Genomic DNA, 15,280 nt, shown 5'->3' on the forward strand with positions numbered 1-15,280 from the left:
CAGGAGGAAGATGATGGATTGGTACGATTATATGATAAATGCATCCAAGCAATCACGTTTCAATGCAAGTCATTGGTTTCGTTATTTGCGAAAAGTCATTTTTGAAGACCATTCTTATTTAACAAATGAGGATGTTGAGAAATTACTAGTCTCCAAAGAATTAACTGATTTTCAAAAGGTTAGCTTAAAGTATGCCATTCAAGAGCACACACCAACTCATGAATATGTGATTTCGTTAAATAAGCCAGCTAAATTAGCCAATGTTCAAAAAATGATGGAGAAATACAAACATGGATAAAATGAAACCTGTCTTTGAAGCCTTGAATAAGGAATTGGTTCAGGCAAATCTTACTTTGACCATTATCTGTGTTGGTGGCTATGTCTTGGAATATCATGGTTTGCGTGCAACGCAAGATGTAGATGCTTTTTATGAAGAAAGTCAAAAAATCAATGAAATTATCGCTCGTGTCGGACAAGAGTTTAATCTTAACACTCACGAAGAGCTATGGCTCAACAATAATGTGGCAAATATGAACAAACAGCCACCGTTAAGTTTATGTGAAACCTTGTACTTGTTTGAGAATCTAACGGTTTTAGCAACCCCGATTGAGTATGTGTTGGGAATGAAGATGGTGAGTACTAGAGAACAGGATTTAAAAGATATTGGTGCGATTATTAAATACAAGCATTTTCGTTCACCATTCAACACCTTTGATGGTTTGAAAAAAATGGGCTTTGATAGTATTGACTTCTCAGTTCTCCTAGAAGGTTTTAGCTATGCTTATGGCATGGATTGGTTAGAGAACTTTTTCAAAGAAAATCAAGATAAACTTAGAAAATATTATTGACATCACATTAAAAGACGATTTCCATTTCGGAAGTCGCCTTTTTGTATATTTTCGGAAGCACTCCATATTGTGGTTAGTGTAAACAGGTATATAGTTCCCTTAAAAAAAAAAGGTTTTGAGATAGCTATCTCAAAACCTTTTTTGGTTAGTCGTTCGTATTAGATTTCTCAGACCAAATAGTTTGGATTTGTTCTACAGAAGCGTTGGCTTGCTGAGAAAAGACCCTTGCCTTATAGGAAAAGTCTTCCAGTAATTGGTTTAAAAGGACTCGTTGCTCCTGAATGATTTCAATGTTTTTTTTGATTTTAGAAACATTTGATTGGATTCCATCCGTGAGTTGTTTGGTTTCGTTGAATTCATTTTTAATGGGTTCCCGATTTTTAACAAGTTGATAGCTGATGGTTGCTCCAGTCGCAAACCAAAATAGATCTCTTAATTTCATAGTAAGCTCCTTTTTAATGGTTTGAGATATCCTTGGCTAATTGAGCAAGGCGGTCAAAATCAGGTTCGTGGGCAATGAAATCAATCTTTAGGTCGTCTTCTTGAGAGTAGCGTGGAAGAATATGGACGTGGGTGTGGAAGACAGACTGACCCGCAATTTCTTTCATGTTACTAATGATATTCATTCCTTGAGGCTGTGTAGCACTTTCCACTTTTTTGGTGACTCTTGAAACGATGTTAAAAAGATCAGCTGTTTCATCTGGTGTCATTTCCAACAGATTACGGGCATGTTTTTTTGGAATCACAAGGGTATGGCCTGGAGTGACCTGAGAGATATCTAAAAAAGCAAGAAAATGGTCATCTTCGTAGACCTTAGAAGCAGGAATTTCTCCGGCAACAATCTTACAAAAAATACAATCCGAAACCATAAATGTACCTCAATTTCGCTAGATTTTGTTATAATATAAGAACATTATACCAGAAAGCTAAGAAAATATGTTAGAAATAAAAAACCTGACAGGAGGCTATGTCAATATCCCTGTCTTAAAAGAAGTTAGTTTTGAGGTCGGTGATGGTCAATTGATTGGATTGATCGGCTTGAATGGAGCAGGGAAATCAACGACCATTAATGAAATTATAGGTCTATTGCGTCCCTATGCTGGCGAAATCCGGATCGACGGTTTGACTTTAGCTACTTCTCCAAGTGCTTATCGCCAAAAAATTGGTTATATTCCTGAAACACCGAGCCTTTATGAGGAGTTAACCCTGCGTGAGCATATTGAGACAGTGGCGATGGCCTATGACTTGGATCAGGAAGCAGTTTTTGCGCGTGTGACTCCTCTCTTGAAGCAATTTCGACTAGAGGAAAAATTAGATTGGTTTCCTGTCCATTTTTCTAAGGGGATGAAACAAAAGGTCATGATTGTTTGTGCCTTTGCTGTTGATCCAAGTTTGTTTATTGTCGACGAGCCTTTCTTAGGTTTGGATCCAGTTGCGATCTCAGATTTAATTCAATTATTGAAGGTGGAAAAAGAGAAGGGGAAATCTATTTTAATGAGTACCCATGTTCTGGATTCTGCTGAAAAAATGTGTGATGCCTTTGTCATCCTCCATAAGGGGCAGGTCCGTGCTCAGGGGACTTTAGAGGAATTGCGGACAGAATTTGGAATGGCGAATGCCGATTTGAATGAAATTTACCTTGCACTAACAAAAGAGGCGGACCGATGATTGAAGTTTTACAAAAGAGGAAGACGACCTTTCGCAATCAGTGCTTGAAATATTCTCGCTATGTGTTTAATGATCACTTTGTCCTCTTTCTCCTGATTTTTCTAGGCTTTTTAGCGGTTCAGTATAGCCAATTTTTGCGCTCTCTACCAAAAGATAAGAGCCTTCTCCTCCTTGTACTTGCCCTAGCTCCTTTGCTCCTGCTTCCAATTGGTTCTATCGCAACCTATTTTGAGAAGCCAGACATGATTTTCCTTCTGGCAAAAGAAGAGCAATTGAAAGGCTATTTGAAACAACAGACTATACGAGCGACTATTTTCTGGGGGATTTTGCAAACTCTTGTACTTGTCCTGTTTGTCCCTTTGGCTTTGGCTTTAGGACTGTCTTTGACCATTGTAGTGGTTTATTTGTCTATTCTCTTCTTGTTGAAGGTTCTTGTTTTTCAAGGGAAGGGCAAAAGATTCTATAATCAGGCGGGTCTTGATTGGAAACGAATCGTAGAGCTAGAAAACCAGAGAAAGCAAAGTATTCTAAGATTTTTCTCCCTTTTTACCACAGTAAAAGGAATGACCAACAGCGTGAAACGGCGAGCCTACTTAGACAGATTAACAAGCATGGTTCCGAAAGTCAGTGCTAAGACCTGGAACAATCTGTATCTCCGTTCTTATCTCAGAAATGGAGATCTGTTTTCCATGAGCCTGCGTCTATTAGGACTAGCAATCGCTGTCTTTGTCTTCATCCCGCAAACGCTAGTAGCAGTAGCCGTCGCGGGGCTCTTGAATTATTTACTTGTTTTTCAATTGCTCGGACTCTACAAGGCCTTTGACTATCAGTATTTAACGCGACTCTTCCCCTTGGAAATCAGTGCTAAAACACGAGGGCTTCTTCAAACAGTTCAATCGGTGACTTTGTTTGTGGTTCTTGTCGAGGGAGGACTGGGATTACTGGTCTTTGAAGAGAAAATTCTCGTCCTGGCCTTGCTAGCTTTCACAGGCTTTTTAGCCTATGGTTATGCACCTTTCAAGGTGAGACGATTAGTTGACGAAACGCTTTAAAATTAGTAAAATAGATGGGAAACTTTTTACGGAGGAAGAGATGGACTCGAACGAAAAAGAGCTAACGTTAACCCCAATTGCTGGTAAAAGCGGAAAAGCCTTTATGGGGACTTATCCAGATGGGGGGAAAGTATTTGTCAAAATGAATACGACTCCAATATTAGCAGGGTTAGCTAAAGAACAAATTGCTCCACAACTCTTATGGAGCCGACGCTTACCTGACGGAAATGTGATGAGCGCACAAGAATGGTTAAATGGAGAAATTTTAACTCCAAATGGGATGGGGAAAAAGCAAGTGGTTCATATCCTGACTCGTTTGCACCGTTCACGCCCCTTGATGACGCAATTGAGAAAGTTGGGCTACACAGCTGAGTCGCCATTGGATTTATTGAATTCTTTGAGCAGTCAGTTGCCAATCGCTTTGCGTCAAAACAATTATTTGCAATCTGTATTAAAGAGTTTACGACAGACTGTTCCAGCTTTTCGAGAAGATTATGCAACCATTGTTCACGGAGATGTCCGTCACAGTAACTGGATTGAAACAGACAGTGGATTTATCTACTTGGTAGATTGGGATTCTGTCCGCTTAACAGATCGGATGATGGATGTGGCTCATGTTTTAAGTCACTACATTCCAGATTCCCAGTGGCAGGATTGGTTGGTCTATTACGGCTATAAGTACAATGAAACTGTATTTGGTAAATTGTACTGGTTTGGTCAATACTCTTTCCTTTGTCAGATTGTAAAATACTATGAAAATAATGATTTAGAGAATGTGAACCGGGAAATTTATGCCTTGCGTAATTTCCGGTCAAAATATGGGAAGGAAGCATGAGAGTTAGAAACCGTAAAGGTGCAACCGAATTATTAGAAGCCAATCCGCAATATGTCATTTTGAAGCCAGAAGAAGCCAAAGGGAAGTGGCATGAGATTTTTGGGAATGACCATCCTATTCATATTGAAGTGGGAAGCGGTAAAGGAGCCTTTATCACTGGAATGGCAAAACAAAATCCAGACATTAACTATATCGGGATTGATATTCAAAAATCAGTATTAAGCTACGCTTTGGATAAGGTGTTGGAAGCTGACGTTCCCAATATCAAGTTACTTTGGGTGGACGGAGATAGCTTGACCAATTATTTTGAAGACGGTGAGATTGATCAATTGTATCTCAATTTTTCAGATCCTTGGCCGAAGAAACGCCATGAAAAACGTCGTCTAACCTACAAGAGTTTCTTAGATACCTTCAAACAGATTTTGCCAGAGCATGGAGAGATTCATTTCAAGACGGACAATCGAGGACTCTTTGAATACAGTTTGGTGAGTTTTTCTCAGTATGGAATGACCTTGAAGGGTGTCTGGTTAGATCTTCATGCTAGTGATTTTGAGGGAAATGTCATGACCGAATATGAAAAGAAATTCTCAAGTAAGGGTCAGGTCATTTATCGGGTTGAAGCACAATTTTAAAGTCTAGTTAAGGATCGACGTCTCCTGAAAAGGAGGCGTTTTTCTTTTGGATGGTAGTTGTATGAATGAGGAAGGCGAAATTCTTGCATTTCGACGGAACTTGTGCTAAAATATTTAAAACGAATAGAAAAGGAGAGGCGAAGACATATCTTCGCCTCTTGTCTGTGAGGAGGTGTTGTCCTATCGCAACAATTGTTGAATTAGTAACAGAAATTATTGAACCGGCCATCCAAGCTCCCTTTGAATTAGTGGATGTTGAATATGAAAAGGTTGTAGGAGATTATGTTCTAAGTATCTTTGTTGATAAGCCAGGTGGTATTACTCTAAATGATACAGCGGATTTAACAGAAGTGATTAGTCCTCTGTTGGATCAGATTCAACCAGATCCATTCCCAGAACAGTACTTCCTAGAAGTGACGAGTCCTGGTTTGGAGCGTCCCTTAAAAACCAAAGATGCAGTGGAAAAAGCTCTGGGTCAATATATCCATGTCAGCTTGTACAAGGCAGTTGACAAACAAAAGGTCATTGAAGGAACACTCGTTAAGTTCGAAGATGACCAATTGACCATGGAATACATGGACAAAACCAGAAAGAAAACCATTGAAATCCCCTATAGTCTTGTCTCAAAAGCAAGACTAGCTGTCAAATTATAGCAGAAAAGAAAGGAAGGCTCTTAGTAGCCTAAGAGCAAGAAAAGAATGAGTAAAGAAATGCTAGATGCTTTTCGCATCTTGGAAGAAGACAAAGGAATCAAAAAAGAAGATATCATTGAAGCTGTCAAAGAATCATTGCGTTCGGCTTATCGGAGACGGTATGGTCAAGCAGAAAGTGCTGCTATCGAATTTAATGAAAAGACTGGTGACTTCCGCGTTTATACTGTTCGTGAAGTAGTGGATGAAGTATTTGATAGCCGGTTAGAAATTAGCTTGAAAGATGCTCTTGCGATTAGCTCTGCCTATGAATTAGGAGACAAAATCAAATTTGAAGAAGCACCTGCTGAGTTTGGCCGTGTCGCAGCTCAATCTGCCAAACAAACCATCATGGAAAAAATGCGCAAGCAAACTCGTGCGATTACCTACAACACTTATAAAGAACATGAAAATGAAATTATGAGTGGAACGGTTGAGCGTTTTGATAATCGCTTTATCTATGTAAATTTAGGGTCTATCGAAGCTCAACTGTCTAAACAAGACCAGATCCCGGGTGAAGTTTTCCAATCTCATGATCGCATCGAAGTCTTTGTCTACAAAGTAGAAGACAATCCTCGTGGGGTCAACGTTTTCGTAAGTCGTAGCCATCCAGAAATGATCAAACGTTTGATGGAACAAGAAATCCCTGAAGTCTATGATGGAACCGTTGAAATCATGAGCGTGGCACGTGAAGCTGGAGACCGGACCAAGGTAGCTGTTCGTAGCCATAATCCAAACGTAGATGCGATTGGAACCATCGTTGGTCGTGGTGGATCGAACATCAAAAAGATTACTAGCAAGTTCCACCCAGCACGTTATGATCAGAAATTGGATCGTATGGTCCCAACAGAAGAAAATATTGATGTCATTGAGTGGGTTCCAGATCCAGCAGAATTTATCTACAATGCCATTGCGCCTGCTGAGGTCGATCAAGTCATCTTTGATGAAGAAGACAGCAAGCATGCCCTTGTGGTAGTACCAGATAGCAAGCTATCTCTTGCGATCGGTCGTCGTGGTCAAAACGTGCGCTTGGCGGCTCACTTAACTGGCTACCGGATTGATATCAAATCAGCTAGTGAGTACGAAGAAATGGAAGCAAGTCAAGAACCTGCTTTTGAAGAAGTAGAAAGTGATTTGAATTCTGTAGACGAATAGGGAGGAAATCATGGTAAAGACAAGAAAAATCCCTTTACGCAAGTCTGTCGTTTCAAATGAGGTCATCGATAAACGAGATCTCTTGCGAATCGTAAAAAATAAAGAAGGTCAAGTTTTTATCGATCCAACTGGGAAAGCAAATGGTCGTGGTGCTTATATCAAGCTCGATAACGAGGAAGCACTTCAAGCCAAGAAGAAGAAAGTCTTCAATCGCAGCTTTAGCATGGAAGTAGATGAAGCTTTCTACGACGAATTGATTGCTTATGTGGATCATAAGGTGAAAAGAAGAGAGTTAGGCCTTGAATAAGCAAAAAGTCAGTAATTTATTGGGATTGGCTCAGCGAGCAGGGAAAATCATCTCTGGAGAAGAGTTTGTCATCAAGTCTGTTCAAGAAGGAAAGGCTCGTTTGGTCTTTCTAGCAGATGATGCAGCTCCCAATCTTACCAAAAAAATCACAGATAAATGCCACTATTATGGCATTCCGGTATTAACCGTGTTTTCAACACTAGAATTAAGTACTGCCATTGGTCGCTCACGCAAGGTAGCGGCCGTGACAGATGCTGGATTTTCAAAGAAAATGAGGTCTCTTATGGAATAGAAGAGGAGGACAGCAATTGTCTAAGAAAAGATTGTATGAGATTGCCAAAGAACTAGGCAAGGAAAGTAAAGAAGTCGTCACACGGGCAAAAGAATTAGGGTTGGAGGTAAAGAGTCACGCTTCTAGTATCGAAGGTGAAGCGGTTGAGCGTTTGGTCAATAGTTTTGCATCAAAGGCGCCCCAAACTCCTAAAGTGACGGAAGAAAAACAAGTAAAAGTTGCACCGGTTGCAAAAGAACCTGTTGCAAACCAACCAGAAAAAACAACGGAAACAGCTGCAACACCTGTTGTGAAGCCAAAGAGTCGTAATTTCAAGGCGGAACGCGAAGCCCGTGCAAAAGAGCAGGCGGAACGTCGTCAGCAACAAGGAAATCGACCTAAGAAACAACAAAACGACCGTCGGGATGGGGATCGTTTCCAAAATCGTAGTGAACGAAAAAATCAAGGAAATGACCGCCGGAACCAAGGGAATGATCGTCGCCGTGACCAAGCTGGAAACAGTCAAGGACGTCCAAATCCTGTAAATGGCGCACCGAAGATTGACTTCAAAGCCCGTGCGGCAGCATTAAAAGCAGAGCAAAATGCGGAATATGCACGTGGTAGTGAAGAACGCTACAAGCAAAACCAGGCAGCCAAGGTAGAGCAAGACCGTCAACAACGTCGTAAGCGCGAAGAGGCAGTTGCGACTGAAGTTGTCGCTCCACAACCGAAGGTAGAAGCAGCGAAGGCAACTCCGGTAGCGGCTCCAAGTCCTGCAGCAGTTGATACACGTCGGAAAAAGCAAGCTAGACCAGACAAAAAACGTGAAGATTTTGATCGCGAAGAAGATGGTCCAAGAAAACAACAAAAGAATCGAAGTAGTCAAAACCAAGTGAGAAATCAAAGAAATAGTAACTGGAACAACAACAAAAAGAATAAAAAAGGAAAGAATAACCGCAATGAAGCTCCAAAACCAGTAACAGAGCGTAAATTCCATGAGTTGCCAAGTGAACTTGAGTACACAGATGGAATGACGGTTGCGGAAATCGCAAAACGGATTAAGCGTGAGCCTGCGGAAATCGTTAAGAAACTCTTCATGATGGGAGTGATGGCGACACAAAACCAATCCTTGGATGGCGATACCATTGAACTTCTGTTAGTGGATTATGGAATTGAAGCCAAGAAAAAGGTTGAAGTGGACAATGCGGATATCGAACGCTTCTTCGTCGAAGATGGCTATTTGAATCCAGATGAATTGGTAGAGCGTCCACCAGTTGTCACCATCATGGGACACGTTGACCACGGGAAGACAACCCTTTTGGATACCCTTCGTAATTCACGTGTAGCAACAGGTGAAGCGGGAGGAATCACCCAGCATATCGGTGCCTACCAAATCGTGGAAAATGGCAAAAAAATTACCTTCTTGGATACACCTGGACACGCGGCCTTCACCTCTATGCGGGCGCGTGGTGCATCTGTTACGGATATTACCATCTTGGTCGTAGCGGCAGATGACGGGGTGATGCCTCAGACTATCGAAGCTATTAACCACTCAAAAGCGGCTAATGTCCCAATCATTGTGGCTATTAACAAGATCGATAAACCGGGTGCCAACCCAGAACGTGTCATCGGTGAATTGGCAGAGCATGGGGTTATGTCAACTGCCTGGGGTGGGGATTCTGAGTTTGTAGAAATCTCTGCCAAGTTCAACCAAAATATCGATGAACTTTTGGAAACGGTCCTTCTTGTAGCTGAAATCCAAGAACTCAAGGCAGATCCAACAGTTCGTGCCATCGGTACTGTTATCGAAGCTCGTTTGGATAAAGGTAAAGGTGCGGTCGCAACCCTTCTGGTTCAACAAGGTACTTTGAATGTCCAAGACCCAATCGTTGTTGGTAATACTTTCGGACGTGTCCGTGCCATGACCAATGACCTTGGCCGTCGTGTGAAAGTAGCTGGACCATCTACTCCAGTTTCTATCACTGGTTTGAACGAAGCGCCAATGGCGGGTGACCACTTTGCGGTTTATGAAGATGAAAAATCTGCGCGTGCAGCCGGTGAAGAACGTGCCAAACGTGCGCTGATGAAACAACGTCAAGCAACCAACCGTGTCAGCCTTGAAAATCTCTTTGATACCTTGAAGGCTGGAGAAGTGAAATCCGTTAATGTCATCATTAAAGCCGATGTTCAAGGATCGGTTGAAGCCCTTGCTGCTTCCCTTCAAAAGATTGAAGTGGAAGGTGTGAAAGTGACCATCGTTCACTCAGCAGTTGGTGCCATCAACGAATCAGACGTTACCCTCGCAGAAGCTTCAAATGCCTTCATCATTGGATTTAACGTCCGCCCTACGCCTCAAGCGCGTCAGCAAGCAGAAGCTGACGAGGTAGAAATCCGTCTTCACTCAATCATCTACAAAGTGATTGAAGAAATGGAAGATGCTATGAAGGGAATGTTGGATCCTGAGTTCGAAGAGAAAGTCATCGGGGAAGCAGTCATTCGTGAAACCTTTAAAGTCTCTAAAGTGGGTACTATCGGTGGATTTATGGTCCTCAGTGGTAAGGTCACTCGTGATTCCAAAGTTCGTGTCATTCGTGACGGTGTCGTGATCTATGACGGTGCTCTTGCAAGCTTGAAACATTATAAAGATGATGTCAAAGAAGTGACCAACGGTCGTGAGGGTGGTCTCATGATTGAAGGCTACAATGATATCAAGACTGATGATACCATCGAAGCTTACATCATGGAAGAAATTAAAAAATAAACTGTTAACTAGGAAGTAAGAGAGGTAATCTCCCATTTCCTAGTTTTTAAAGACAGAGCAGAAAGGAGTTCCTATGGCAAGTCATTTTCGGACAGACCGAGTCGGTATGGAAATCAAGCGGGAAGTCAACGAAATTTTGCAAAAGAAAGTTCGTGATCCGCGTGTCCAAGGCGTCACTATTACGGATGTTCAAATGCTAGGCGATTTGTCGATGGCTAAGGTTTACTATTCGATTATGAGTGACCTGGCTTCAGATAATCAAAAGGCTCAGACAGGGCTGGAAAAAGCAACAGGAACCATCAAGCGCGAATTAGGTCGGAATTTAAAATTGTACAAAATTCCAGATTTAACCTTTGTCAAAGATGAATCCATTGAATATGGAAACAAGATTGACCAAATGTTACGCGATCTTGATAAAAAATAATGAACAAAACGATAGATTCTGTAGAGTCTATCGTTTTTTTATGGCAAAATTCAGAAGAAATTTCAAAAAAAACTTGTGCCGAAGGGGTGGATGTTTTAAAATAGAGTGAGTAAACTTTTATCGAATGATGATGGAGGAAAAGGAATGTCCATTGATTGGCAGAACATTTTATTTAACTTCTTAGGTGGTTTGGGACTATTTTTATATAGTATCAAAACTATGGGTGATGGCTTGCAACAGGCTGCAGGGGATCGCCTTCGTTACTATATCGACAAATATACCAGTAATCCATTTCTTGGGGTGCTCGTAGGGATTGTCGTGACTGCCCTTATCCAGTCTAGTACCGGGGTAACTGTTATTACGGTTGGATTAGTAAGTGCCGGTCTATTAACGCTACGCCAAGCAATTGGGATCATCATGGGGGCCAATATCGGGACGACGGTCACTTCCTTCATCATTGGTTTCAAGTTGGGAACATATGCCTTGCCCATTATGTTTGTCGGTACAGTCTGTCTCTTCTTTACCAAGAATCGGATAGCTAACAATATTGGTCGGATCTTGTTTGGGGTTGGGGGAATCTTTTACGCCTTGAACCTCATCAGCGCAGGGATGAGTCCTTTGAAAGACTTGCCAGAGTTCAGCCAATATATGGTAACCCTTGGGAAGAATCCAATCCTCGGAGTGCTAGCTGGAGCCATTATCACAGTCTTGATCCAGGCTTCTTCTGCAACGATTGGGATTCTGCAAGGTCTCTACTCCGGTGGATTTTTAGATCTTAAGGGAGCATTGCCAATTTTATTTGGGGATAACATTGGGACTACCCTCACCGTTATCATTGCTGCCATGGGAGCCAATGTTTCTGCCAAACGGGTTGCAGCGACCCACGTCTTATTTAATGTCATCGGGACCATTCTGTGTATCATCTTGTTGGGACCATTTACAAGTATGGTTGAGTTCTTCCAAGCTCAGTTGCATCTCTCACCTGAGATGACGATTGCCTTTTCACATGGTGCTTTTAATGTGACCAACACCATCGTTCAATTCCCATTCATCGGAGCATTGGCTTACTTTGTGACGAAATTGATTCCTGGTGAGGATGAAGTGGTCAAATACGAGCCACTTTACTTGGATGAAAATCTGATTACCCAAGCTCCTTCGATTGCCTTGGGAAATGCCAAAAAAGAACTCTTGCACTTAGGAGCTTATGCTGAAAAGATTTTTGATTTATCTTATCGCTATATTTTGAATCAAGAAGAAAAGCTAGCTGAAAAAGGTCATAAAACAGAAGAAGCGATTAATACCATCGATGATCAGTTGACCAAGTACTTGATCCGCTTGTCCAGTGAAGCTTTGAGTCCAAAAGAAAGCGAATCCTTGACCAATATTTTGGATTCTTCTCGAGATTTGGAGCGGATTGGAGACCACGCAGAAGCCTTGATCAACTTGACGGACTACCTCATTCGGAAGAAAGTTGTCTTTTCTGACAATGCTTTGGCTGAATTAGAAGATATCTACCAACAAACGGCGACGTTTGTTAAAGATGCACTTCGAAGTGTAGAAGAGGATAACCAAGAGTTGGCCGCAGAGTTGGAACAGCGCCATCAGGCGATTGAAAAACTTGAAAAGAAATTGCGGAAGACCCATATTTCTCGTCTGAACAAGGGCGAGTGTACACCTCAAGCAGGTGTGAACTTTATTGATATCATCTCTCACTATACCCGTGTCGCAGACCATGCCATGAACTTAGCTGAGAAGGTACAATTGGAGCAGATCTAAAAAAACGAAAAATCCAGTTCTTTAGGACTGGATTTTAGAATGTAGACAAATTTTTTTCATAAAATAGCTAGAAAATTTTTTCAAAAAAATAATTTGTATTTTTAATTAATTAAACAAATTTATTACTTTCCGCTGTGAGAAAAGTGGCTGAAGCGCTAAAGTTTCAGCCACTCGGGAGTTTTGAAACTTTAGGTTCAAAACTAAGTCATGGAACTTCCTGGATTGCTGAAATCATCCACTGGATAATTTCACCTAACGTCCGTACTCACCTAAGGAAAGTTTTAAAGAAGACTTTATATTCAATCTGAAATCCAGCTCAAAAAAACTGGATTTTTTATCGTATTTATAGAAAATATTAATATATTTAAATAAAATAGGTCTATACCATTTACAAATACAGTACAAAGGATTATAATGTGTATGAATATATCGGTAGAAAAAGAAAGGAAATCACCATGACAACTTATATACAAGCAGATCAATTCTTTTATCCCCATGGCATTCGTAAGGGAGGATATCTAGAAATTGTCGATGGCAAATTTGGGAAACATGTAGATCAGCTACCAGAGGGAGCTACTGTTTTGGACTATACAGGCTATAGTATTGCTCCTGGTTTGGTCGATACGCACATCCATGGATTTGGTGGAGTTGACGTTATGGACAACAACATCGAGGGAACCCTTCATACTATGAGTGAGGGGCTCTTGAGCACAGGGGTCACTAGCTTTTTGCCAACAACCTTGACCTCTTCTTATGAGCAATTATTAGCAGTCACTGAAAACATTGGAGCACGATACCAAGAAGCGTCTGGTGCTAAGATTCGTGGTATTTACTTTGAAGGACCTTACTTTACAGAGAAGTACAAAGGGGCACAAAATCCAGCCTATATGAAAGATCCTCGGATGGATGAATTCCGTGCATGGCAAAAAGCAGCCAACGGCTTGCTCAATAAAATTGCCCTTGCTCCTGAGCGAGATGGTGTAGAAGACTTTGTCCGCACAGTAACAGGAGAAGGGGTAACGGTTGCGCTTGGTCACTCCAATGCAACCTTTGACGAAGCTAAAAAAGCAGTGGATGCTGGGGCTAGTGTCTGGGTGCATGCCTATAACGGAATGCGCGGTTTGACGCACCGTGAGTTGGGAATGGTTGGGGCTATGTACCAACTTCCTCATACTTATGCAGAGTTAATCTGTGATGGCCATCACGTTGATCCAAAAGCCTGCGACATCCTTCTCAAACAAAAAGGAGTGGAAAATATTGCCTTGATCACCGACTGTATGACAGCTGGTGGATTGGAAGATGGCGACTACATGTTGGGTGAATTCCCTGTTGTCGTAGAAAATGGAACAGCCCGTTTGAAATCGACAGGGAATCTGGCTGGTTCGATCTTGAAGCTTAAAGATGGATTGAAGAATGTTGTTGAGTGGGGCATTGCCAATCCTCATGAAGCGGTCATGATGGCAAGTCTCAACCCTGCTAAATCTGTCCATATTGATGATGTCTGTGGCCAAATCCGTGAAGGGTATGACGCTGACTTTATTGTATTGGATAAAGATTTAGAGTTGGTAGCAACCTTCTTAGACGGTCAAAAACGATTTGAAGCCTAATGGTGAAAAAGAGGTTCAACTACGAATCGCTTGCTTTCGCCAAACTAAAAATTGAATGTATCCCATAAGCTGAGATGAAAGTCTCAGCTTATTTGAATAGTATTCCTTGATCTAACCATTTGTCTCTTTGCTCCGATACATGGTATAATGAAAGTAATTGAATCGCGAGGTAGTTTTATGAATAAGATAAACGTACGTTTTTTATTGATGGGCTTGTTTTTCTTTATCTACGGTATGTTGCGCCGTAGTCCCGTCATCCTAGTGGCAGGTAGTGCCTTTTTACTCTATGCTTTCTTTAGCAAATCGATGGTGCAGCCGAAGGAAAATATCTTTAAGCCAAAGTTGCGCTTGAATGCGAAGACTTCTAAGTCAGGTGAAAAAACAAAGGAAAGTGACGGGAAATAAGATGAAGAGCTACAAACTGAATGACGGACGCCACATTCCTGTACTTGGTTTTGGTACTTGGAAGGCGAAAGATGGCGAGGAAGCTTATCAAGCAGTAAAAGCAGCCTTAGAAGTGGGCTATCGCCATATTGATACAGCAGCCATCTATCAAAATGAAGAAAGCGTCGGAAAGGCTATCAAAGATAGTGGTATTCCAAGAGAAGAGCTTTTTGTAACGACCAAGTTGTGGAATAATCGTCACACCTATGAGGATGCTGTCAATGGCCTAAAAGAATCTTTGCACAAATTGGGACTAGATTATATCGATTTGTACCTCATCCACTGGCCAAATCCTGTGACTCACAGAGAAAATGAGGCCTGGAAAGAACGGAATCGTGAGGTTTGGAGAGCCATGGAAGATATGCAGGCAGAAGGAAAAATCCGTTCTATTGGCGTGAGTAACTTCCTGCCCCATCACCTGGATGCTTTGTTAGAGAGTGCCAACGTTCTTCCGGCGGTCAATCAGATTCGCTTGGCCCCTGGAGTCTATCAAGAGGAAGTAGTCCGTTATTGCCGTGATAAAGGAATTTTATTGGAAGCTTGGGGGCCATTTGGCCAAGGAGAGTTGTTTCAAAATGAGACAGTCCTTACATTGGCTAAACAGTATGACGTGACACCAGCCCAGCTTCTGTTGGCCTGGAGTCTAGCAGAAGGATTTTTACCTCTGCCCAAGTCAGTGACTCCTGAACGCATTGCAAGTAACCTACAATGCTCTGCGATTGCATTATCCCCAGAAGATTGTGACCTTCTTCGGAAGATCCCAGTAGAGGCAGGAGCACCGAATCCAGATACCAAAGACTTTTAGGATTGT

18 protein-coding genes are annotated in these 15,280 nt (G+C 41.7%); 16 read left to right on the plus strand and 2 right to left on the minus strand.

The window, feature by feature from the left end; all coding sequences use genetic code 11:
* Positions 1-13 precede the first annotated feature (13 nt).
* Both L0M85_RS06420 and L0M85_RS06425 read left to right on the plus strand, forming a co-directional pair.
* Complete coding sequence (locus tag L0M85_RS06420; RefSeq protein ID WP_014713812.1) at positions 14-298, plus strand: hypothetical protein; 285 nt, start codon at positions 14-16, stop codon at positions 296-298.
* Positions 291-848: a DUF6036 family nucleotidyltransferase gene (locus tag L0M85_RS06425; protein WP_238656698.1), complete on the plus strand. Its 558-nt coding sequence runs from the start codon at positions 291-293 to the stop codon at positions 846-848. Before L0M85_RS06420 ends, L0M85_RS06425 begins: the two co-directional genes overlap by 8 nt.
* A gap of 145 nt (positions 849-993) precedes the next feature.
* Here L0M85_RS06425 and L0M85_RS06430 read toward each other — a convergent pair whose 3' ends face one another.
* Both L0M85_RS06430 and L0M85_RS06435 read right to left on the minus strand, forming a co-directional pair.
* Complete coding sequence (locus L0M85_RS06430) at positions 994-1,290, minus strand: hypothetical protein (protein WP_238656699.1); 297 nt, start codon at positions 1,288-1,290, stop codon at positions 994-996.
* A gap of 13 nt (positions 1,291-1,303) precedes the next feature.
* On the minus strand, positions 1,304-1,717 hold the full coding sequence (locus L0M85_RS06435) for an HIT family protein (protein WP_238656700.1): 414 nt from the start codon (positions 1,715-1,717) through the stop codon (positions 1,304-1,306).
* Positions 1,718-1,784: 67 nt separating this feature from the next.
* Here L0M85_RS06435 and L0M85_RS06440 point away from each other — a divergent pair, with 67 nt between their 5' ends.
* The 14 genes from L0M85_RS06440 (at position 1,785) to L0M85_RS06505 (ending at position 15,274) form a co-directional block, all read left to right on the plus strand.
* Positions 1,785-2,516, plus strand: a complete 732-nt coding sequence (locus tag L0M85_RS06440; protein ID WP_048688818.1) for an ABC transporter ATP-binding protein — start codon at positions 1,785-1,787, stop codon at positions 2,514-2,516.
* On the plus strand, positions 2,513-3,568 hold the full coding sequence (locus L0M85_RS06445) for an ABC transporter permease (RefSeq protein WP_048688822.1): 1,056 nt from the start codon (positions 2,513-2,515) through the stop codon (positions 3,566-3,568). The genes L0M85_RS06440 and L0M85_RS06445 overlap by 4 nt, the downstream gene beginning before the upstream one ends.
* A 40-nt stretch (positions 3,569-3,608) precedes the next feature.
* On the plus strand, positions 3,609-4,403 hold the full coding sequence (locus L0M85_RS06450; protein WP_023022280.1) for a phosphotransferase family protein: 795 nt from the start codon (positions 3,609-3,611) through the stop codon (positions 4,401-4,403).
* On the plus strand, positions 4,400-5,035 hold the full coding sequence (gene trmB / locus L0M85_RS06455) for a tRNA (guanosine(46)-N7)-methyltransferase TrmB (protein ID WP_048688825.1): 636 nt from the start codon (positions 4,400-4,402) through the stop codon (positions 5,033-5,035). Before L0M85_RS06450 ends, trmB begins: the two co-directional genes overlap by 4 nt.
* 164 nt (positions 5,036-5,199) lie before the next feature.
* Positions 5,200-5,688 (plus strand): ribosome maturation factor RimP, encoded by a 489-nt coding sequence (gene rimP, locus L0M85_RS06460; RefSeq protein ID WP_185776856.1) that lies wholly within the window; start codon positions 5,200-5,202, stop codon positions 5,686-5,688.
* 45 nt (positions 5,689-5,733) lie between these two features.
* Entirely contained in the window at positions 5,734-6,879 is a 1,146-nt protein-coding gene (nusA, locus tag L0M85_RS06465) for a transcription termination factor NusA (RefSeq protein WP_048688829.1), read from the plus strand.
* Between the two features lie 10 nt (positions 6,880-6,889).
* A complete protein-coding gene (locus L0M85_RS06470) occupies positions 6,890-7,186 on the plus strand; it encodes a YlxR family protein (RefSeq protein ID WP_006596879.1) in 297 nt (98 codons plus the stop codon).
* Positions 7,179-7,478, plus strand: a complete 300-nt coding sequence (locus L0M85_RS06475; protein ID WP_048688831.1) for a YlxQ-related RNA-binding protein — start codon at positions 7,179-7,181, stop codon at positions 7,476-7,478. The genes L0M85_RS06470 and L0M85_RS06475 overlap by 8 nt, the downstream gene beginning before the upstream one ends.
* A 16-nt stretch (positions 7,479-7,494) precedes the next feature.
* Positions 7,495-10,218 (plus strand): translation initiation factor IF-2, encoded by a 2,724-nt coding sequence (gene infB / locus L0M85_RS06480; protein ID WP_048688835.1) that lies wholly within the window; start codon positions 7,495-7,497, stop codon positions 10,216-10,218.
* 73 nt (positions 10,219-10,291) lie between these two features.
* Positions 10,292-10,642, plus strand: coding sequence for a 30S ribosome-binding factor RbfA (gene rbfA, locus L0M85_RS06485; protein ID WP_006596876.1), 351 nt, complete (start codon positions 10,292-10,294; stop codon positions 10,640-10,642).
* A gap of 144 nt (positions 10,643-10,786) precedes the next feature.
* The gene (locus tag L0M85_RS06490) at positions 10,787-12,418 is read left to right on the plus strand and encodes a Na/Pi cotransporter family protein (RefSeq protein WP_006597416.1); all 1,632 of its coding nucleotides are present in this window, start codon (positions 10,787-10,789) and stop codon (positions 12,416-12,418) included.
* A gap of 455 nt (positions 12,419-12,873) precedes the next feature.
* Positions 12,874-14,025, plus strand: a complete 1,152-nt coding sequence (gene nagA, locus L0M85_RS06495) for an N-acetylglucosamine-6-phosphate deacetylase (protein WP_006597080.1) — start codon at positions 12,874-12,876, stop codon at positions 14,023-14,025.
* 177 nt (positions 14,026-14,202) lie between these two features.
* Positions 14,203-14,430 (plus strand): hypothetical protein, encoded by a 228-nt coding sequence (locus tag L0M85_RS06500; protein WP_006597076.1) that lies wholly within the window; start codon positions 14,203-14,205, stop codon positions 14,428-14,430.
* Between the two features lies 1 nt (position 14,431).
* Entirely contained in the window at positions 14,432-15,274 is an 843-nt protein-coding gene (locus L0M85_RS06505; RefSeq protein ID WP_048691999.1) for an aldo/keto reductase, read from the plus strand.
* The last annotated feature ends 6 nt before the right edge of the window (positions 15,275-15,280 follow it).

Source organism: Streptococcus sp. DFI.7.26, from assembly GCF_022240605.1.
GTDB classification, from domain to species: Bacteria; Bacillota; Bacilli; order Lactobacillales; family Streptococcaceae; genus Streptococcus; species Streptococcus xiaochunlingii.

Coding starts and splice junctions, on each gene's coding strand:
- L0M85_RS06420 (WP_014713812.1), top strand. CDS start 14: ATGGATTGGTACGATTATATGATAAATGCATCCAAGCAATCACGTTTC.
- L0M85_RS06425 (WP_238656698.1), top strand. CDS start 291: ATGGATAAAATGAAACCTGTCTTTGAAGCCTTGAATAAGGAATTGGTT.
- L0M85_RS06430 (WP_238656699.1), bottom strand. CDS start 1,290: ATGAAATTAAGAGATCTATTTTGGTTTGCGACTGGAGCAACCATCAGC.
- L0M85_RS06435 (WP_238656700.1), bottom strand. CDS start 1,717: ATGGTTTCGGATTGTATTTTTTGTAAGATTGTTGCCGGAGAAATTCCT.
- L0M85_RS06440 (WP_048688818.1), top strand. CDS start 1,785: ATGTTAGAAATAAAAAACCTGACAGGAGGCTATGTCAATATCCCTGTC.
- L0M85_RS06445 (WP_048688822.1), top strand. CDS start 2,513: ATGATTGAAGTTTTACAAAAGAGGAAGACGACCTTTCGCAATCAGTGC.
- L0M85_RS06450 (WP_023022280.1), top strand. CDS start 3,609: ATGGACTCGAACGAAAAAGAGCTAACGTTAACCCCAATTGCTGGTAAA.
- trmB (WP_048688825.1), top strand. CDS start 4,400: ATGAGAGTTAGAAACCGTAAAGGTGCAACCGAATTATTAGAAGCCAAT.
- nusA (WP_048688829.1), top strand. CDS start 5,734: ATGAGTAAAGAAATGCTAGATGCTTTTCGCATCTTGGAAGAAGACAAA.
- L0M85_RS06470 (WP_006596879.1), top strand. CDS start 6,890: ATGGTAAAGACAAGAAAAATCCCTTTACGCAAGTCTGTCGTTTCAAAT.
- rbfA (WP_006596876.1), top strand. CDS start 10,292: ATGGCAAGTCATTTTCGGACAGACCGAGTCGGTATGGAAATCAAGCGG.
- L0M85_RS06490 (WP_006597416.1), top strand. CDS start 10,787: ATGTCCATTGATTGGCAGAACATTTTATTTAACTTCTTAGGTGGTTTG.
- nagA (WP_006597080.1), top strand. CDS start 12,874: ATGACAACTTATATACAAGCAGATCAATTCTTTTATCCCCATGGCATT.
- L0M85_RS06500 (WP_006597076.1), top strand. CDS start 14,203: ATGAATAAGATAAACGTACGTTTTTTATTGATGGGCTTGTTTTTCTTT.
- L0M85_RS06505 (WP_048691999.1), top strand. CDS start 14,432: ATGAAGAGCTACAAACTGAATGACGGACGCCACATTCCTGTACTTGGT.